Here is a 2,567-nt window from a genome sequence, read left to right as displayed (position 1 = left end):
GGTGGCGGTGCCTGCTTCCGGCGCGGGCTTGCGTGCCAGGCCCACCACGCCGAGCGTGAACAGGCCCACAAGACCGACGGTCGCCACCAGGCTGACGCCGAAGACGGTGCCGAGAGCTGCCCAGTCGATGTCCATGGTGCGGTGTCCTTCTCCTTCAGACCGTGGCGGGCCGGGTCGGCTCGGGTGCGGGGCCGCCCGGTGCGGGGATGGTGGTCCGCAGACCGTCGGGGACCGCCGCTCCGGCGGGCGGCGGGGTGACGGCCGCGATGGCGGTGGTGACGACCCCGGCGGGCTCGTCCGCGCCGGCGGGTTCGTCGGGGGTGACGCTGTGCCGGTCGACCGGTGTGCGGCGGGACAGCGACCAGATGACACCGGAGCCCGCGACCAGCAGAACGGCCACGGCCCCGATACCCCAGGGACCGCGGCCGGTCAGGAACTCGGCGCCCGCGCCGACGAGCGCGGCGGCGGGCAGCGTCAGACACCAGGCGACGGCCATCCGGGTCGCGGTCGACCAGCGGACCACCCCGCCCTTGCGGCCGAGGCCGGCGCCCATCACGGAGCCCGAGCAGACCTGGGTGGTGGAGAGCGAGAAGCCGAGGTGCGAGGAGGCCAGGATCACGGTCGCGGCACCGGTCTGGGCGGCGAAGCCCTGCTGCGGCCTGAGCTCGGTGAGCCCCTTGCCCATGGTCTTGATGATGCGCCAGCCGCCCAGGTAGGTGCCGAGTGCGATGGCGGTGCCGGCGGAGACGATGACCCACAGGGGCGGGTTCGAGCCGGGCGCGATGACCTTGCCCGTGACCAGGGCGAGGGTGATGACGCCCATGGTCTTCTGCGCGTCGTTGGTGCCGTGGGCCAGTGAGACCAGACCGGCGGAGGCGATCTGGCCGGCCCGGTAGCCCTTGGCGGTGGACTTCTCGTCCGTACGGCGGCCGATCCGGTACGTCAGCCTGGTCGCCAGCAGCGCGGCGAGACCCGCGACGACCGGTGCGGCGACCGCGGGGAGCAGGACCTTGGTGACGACCACGTCGCCGTTGACACCGGACGAGCCGACCGACATCAGCGTGGCTCCGATGAGCCCGCCGAAGAGTGCGTGGGAGGAACTGGACGGCAGGCCGAGCAGCCAGGTCAGCAGGTTCCAGAGGATGGCACCGACGAGTGCCGCGAAGATCACTTCGGTGGTGATGCCCTGTTCATTGATGATCCCGCCGGAGATCGTCCTGGCGACCTCGACGGACAGGAACGCCCCGACAAGGTTGAGCGCGGCGGACATGGCCACCGCGGTCTTCGGTTTGAGAGCGCCGGTCGAGATGGTCGTCGCCATCGCGTTGGCCGTGTCGTGGAAACCGTTCGTGAAGTCGAACACGAGAGCGGTAATGATCACGATCCCAAGGAGCAGGGTCAAGTGTTCCATTTACCTGGGCAATCGTTCGAGGTCATTGACGAGATGAACGTAGGCAACCCGGGTGAACGGAAGATGAACTGGGCCGGGCGCTGTGGTGACCCTGCCCGGACGCGCCCGTTCCGCCTCCCGCGGGGCGCGCTTCCCGCGCGGCCGCGGCCGCCGCGGCGTACCGGGGCGCCCGGGGGCCTGGCATCATCGCGTGGACCGGGCACCGGATGCCCGGAGGCGGCCCCGGGCCGGGCGGGACAGATGTGATGGGGGAGAGGCAGTGGCGTCGTCCGACGAGACCCATGAGCTGAGCGTCGAGGGGACCGGTCCGCTCGCGAGGGCCTGGCACGATCTCGTCGCCACCGCCCGCAGGACCGCGTCCGAGGGACTGGTCGTCGGCACATCGGGCAATGTCTCGGTCCGCTGCGGCGAGCTGATCCTGGTCACGCCGAGCGGAGTGCCGTACGAGAAGCTCGGCCCGGACGACACGGTCGCCGTCGACCTGGACGGCCACCAGGTGCTCGGCGAGCTGAAGCCGACCAGCGAACTGCCGCTGCACCTCGCCGTCCACCGCGCCACCACCGCCACCGCCGTGGTCCATACCCACGCGGTGCACGCGACGGCGGTCTCCCTCCTCGTCCCCGAGCTGCCCGCCGTCCACTACATGGCCGGCGCGCTGGGCGGGCAGGTGCGGGTCGCCCCGTACGCACTCTACGGGAGCGACGAGCTGGCGGCGAACATGCTCACCGCCCTCACGGACCGCCAGGGCTGCCTCCTCCAGAACCACGGCACCGTCACCTACGGCAGCTCGCTCGACCAGGCGTACGACCGCACCGCCCAGCTGGAGTGGATGTGCCGGCTCTGGCTCACCGCGTCCGCCGTGCCCGGCCGCACACCGTCCCTGCTCTCGCCGGAACAGCTGGCCGCCGCCACCGAGAAGCTCCGGGGATACGGACAGAACAGCTAGGTGTTCTGTCCGGCCGACCTTTTGCTGGCCCCGGCGCGACAAGACCGACCGGGACAGCCCCTGGAGGCGTCCGCCCACGTTTGCTCCGGTCGGCTGGCAGCCGGGCCCGACCCCACCGACACTGGAGGAGTGCGCCCGGCAACCGCGACGGCAACGGCCGTCACCACTCTGATCGGCGTCGGCGCGGCCGCAGCAGCGGCCGCCCGGCTC

The 2,567-nt window shown here is 71.8% G+C and carries 2 protein-coding genes; one reads left to right on the top strand and one right to left on the bottom strand.

What is annotated here, in order from left to right; translation table 11 throughout:
* Positions 1-154 precede the first annotated feature (154 nt).
* Positions 155-1,411: an inorganic phosphate transporter gene (locus G3I19_RS36000; protein WP_164267881.1), complete on the bottom strand. Its 1,257-nt coding sequence runs from the start codon at positions 1,409-1,411 to the stop codon at positions 155-157.
* 259 nt (positions 1,412-1,670) lie between these two features.
* Here G3I19_RS36000 and G3I19_RS35995 point away from each other — a divergent pair, with 259 nt between their 5' ends.
* The gene (locus tag G3I19_RS35995; protein ID WP_164267880.1) at positions 1,671-2,357 is read left to right on the top strand and encodes a class II aldolase/adducin family protein; all 687 of its coding nucleotides are present in this window, start codon (positions 1,671-1,673) and stop codon (positions 2,355-2,357) included.
* Positions 2,358-2,567 lie beyond the last annotated feature (210 nt).

It is taken from the genome of Streptomyces sp. SID10853 (genome assembly GCF_010548145.1).
Classification (GTDB): Bacteria; Actinomycetota; Actinomycetes; order Streptomycetales; family Streptomycetaceae; genus Streptomyces.
The sequence above is the reverse complement of the archived record's forward strand: the minus strand, read 5'-3'. Positions and strand labels throughout refer to the sequence as shown.

What these genes read in the sequence shown, in the direction of transcription:
- G3I19_RS36000 (WP_164267881.1), bottom strand. Translation starts at nt 1,411, where the DNA reads ATGGAACACTTGACCCTGCTCCTTGGGATCGTGATCATTACCGCTCTC.